Genomic DNA, 2,490 nt, shown 5'->3' on the forward strand with positions numbered 1-2,490 from the left:
TAAACCATTTATAAATACTATTGTTAAGCATTCTATCATAGATAAAGAATATTTTGCAAAGTTTCTTTTGCCTCTTTATAATAGACTTCTTTTGGAGAAGGCTCTAAAAGCTCATTTATAAAGACTTTTATACCATTTGAAAAATGAATTTTACCCTTAACATAACTACCATATTCTTTATATAATAGCTTTTCTATATCTTTTAACGTATTTCTATTTTTGATAAATTGATTTTCTACTATGGAAATAGTATATATTTTTTTTTTAATAATTTGAAAATTTTTAATCATATCCATTAAAATAATAAAACTTTCTATTGACCATCTTTCAACTTGAACCGGAATTATAACATGATCTGTAATATTCAAGGCATTTTTAATCAAAAAATCTCTATTAGGCGGTGTATCAAGTAAAATATAATCAAACTCATGGGCTAAAATATTTTGTTCAAGTCTAAATTCTAAAATAATTTCCTTATAGTCTACAGGATCTGAATTAAAATTTTCTAAAATAGGATGAGAGGGAATAATACAAATATAATCATCAACTTTTCTAACGCATTTATTAAAAGGAACACTACCTTTTAACATGTTGTATGTATTATATATTTCAACATTATGTAAATGCTTTAAAAAGTAAGACGTTATAGAATTTTGAGGATCCATGTCAACGATTAATACTTTTTTATCTAAATCTTTAAGAAGATAGGCAAATATAATTGTTAATGTGCTTTTGCCAACACCACCTTTTAAATTTGCCATTGTTAGAATATTTGGTTTTTTATCCATTTTGTAAGTGGTCCTTATTTGGGGTATTTTTTCCATAAAATTCATATACTTTTTGTTTTAAAGCCGTAAACATGTTAAATAATTTTCTTAATGCTGCACAATATTTATTTTTCTTTTCATAAGTTCTAAATTTATAAATATCCATTATTATTTTTGTGTGATTAAATGTTTTATTTAAATATTTTATTATTAGTTTATTTAGTTGCTTTAATTTTACTATGTTTTGCATATTAAGCCCTTATACAGCTTTGTTACTAATTTCTTTTAGCATTAAAAAAATATTTTCATTTTTTATTATTTCTAATAATTCATTATGATACGTACCAAATACTTTGTTATATTCTAATTTCTTTTTGCTATTCAAATAAGTTTTTATAATTGGCTTTAGAATTTCAATATTTACCTTTTCTTTTAGCCGTTCAATAAGTATATTGAAAATGTTTATTTTTATATTTTCATAATCTTTTTGTGAATTTTCTTTTTTCAATTCAATTGATTTTTCTAATTTGAAATTTATTTTACTTAAATCGCTATATTTTTGATGTTCAATAATAAAATGCGGCTTATTTTTGTAGTTTTCATATATTTTTTTAAATTCTATTTCCAATTGTTTGGCATTGTATCCTTTTTTTTCTAATTCTTTTTTGGTATTTTCTAGAATTTCTTTTAATTTATTTTGCTTATCTTTAAAGCAAGATTTATTTAAAAATAAATTTTTATTTTTAAGGAGTTTAATCTCAATGATTTTTAAGACTTTAAGTATTTTAATTTTCAAGTCTTTATTAATATTTAAATTTAAAATAAAAAGAATAATTTCTTTACATTTAAAGTTGCATTTATTGGCATATTTTATTATTTGATAATTTTCTATCTTTTTATTCTTATCTTCTTTTTTATTATTATTTTTATTATTAAAACACTCCCCCAACTCTACACTACCCTTTTTAGTAGATTTATCTTTAATGTAGTTATTAACTCTAGATGTAAATCGAAATTGTTTTTTTTCTTGAAAGTATTGGTTGATTTTAAAGTGGCATTCATTTTTTTCACAATTAAGGTGATAGTAAATTTCAGTGCCACAATTTATCCCCATATGTTTGTAGTAGTTTGTTGTAACTTTTATTTCTTTTTCCAATTTATAAAGATATTTTTGCATTGTTCTTAATGTAGTGGTAGCTTGACCATTTCTTTTTAAATTTCCATTAAAGTAATAGAGTATGGTTTTTTGTGTATATTTCTTATATTTGGTGTTTATGTAGGCTAGTGTTGAAATAAGAACAATTAATTTGCGTTGGTGTTTATTGTGGCAATTTGGACTTTTTTTATTGTTTGATAATGACATAATCGTCAACCTCCTTTATTGAAATAAATAATTATAAATAATATAATGCATAATTTTGATTTAAAAGTAAATACTTTCCTAAAAAATATTCAATTTTAATTATTAATTTTGTTAATTAAATACACTTTTTATAATTTAAAGAAAATAATTTGATTTTAGTCTTAAGTTAGACTATACTACAAGTATCGTAGTTGTTTAATGATTGACATTGGCACCTACCTTTATTGAAATTTGCAAAAAATGTAATGTAAGGGTTTAGCTTAGTTCTTTAACAAGAGAATCTAGCTAAGCCCTCATTTTTTTGTAATAACCCCAATTTGATTTTCATTTTAAAATGAATAGTATTTGTAAATGGTTTAG

General features: G+C 22.1%; 3 protein-coding genes. All 3 read right to left on the reverse strand.

The genetic code is table 11. The features are described from left to right. Window positions 1-35: 35 nt before the first annotated feature. The 3 genes from BLO14_RS05685 to BLO14_RS05695 are packed head-to-tail and all read right to left on the reverse strand — an operon-like array spanning window position 36 to window position 2,130. Complete coding sequence (locus tag BLO14_RS05685; RefSeq protein WP_091973951.1) at window positions 36-788, reverse strand: ParA family protein; 753 nt, start codon at window positions 786-788, stop codon at window positions 36-38. Beyond that, window positions 781-1,017 carry a hypothetical protein gene (locus tag BLO14_RS05690; RefSeq protein ID WP_091973954.1) on the reverse strand — a complete coding sequence of 79 codons (237 nt, stop codon included), beginning with the start codon at window positions 1,015-1,017 and terminating at the stop codon, window positions 781-783. The genes BLO14_RS05685 and BLO14_RS05690 overlap by 8 nt, the downstream gene beginning before the upstream one ends. 9 nt (window positions 1,018-1,026) lie before the next feature. Beyond that, complete coding sequence (locus BLO14_RS05695; protein WP_091973957.1) at window positions 1,027-2,130, reverse strand: plasmid maintenance protein; 1,104 nt, start codon at window positions 2,128-2,130, stop codon at window positions 1,027-1,029. Window positions 2,131-2,490: the final 360 nt, after the last annotated feature.

The organism is Borreliella japonica (assembly GCF_900099615.1).
Taxonomy (GTDB): domain Bacteria; phylum Spirochaetota; class Spirochaetia; order Borreliales; family Borreliaceae; genus Borreliella; species Borreliella japonica.

Coding starts and splice junctions, on each gene's coding strand:
- BLO14_RS05695 (WP_091973957.1), bottom strand. CDS start 2,130: ATGTCATTATCAAACAATAAAAAAAGTCCAAATTGCCACAATAAACAC.
- BLO14_RS05690 (WP_091973954.1), bottom strand. CDS start 1,017: ATGCAAAACATAGTAAAATTAAAGCAACTAAATAAACTAATAATAAAA.
- BLO14_RS05685 (WP_091973951.1), bottom strand. CDS start 788: ATGGATAAAAAACCAAATATTCTAACAATGGCAAATTTAAAAGGTGGT.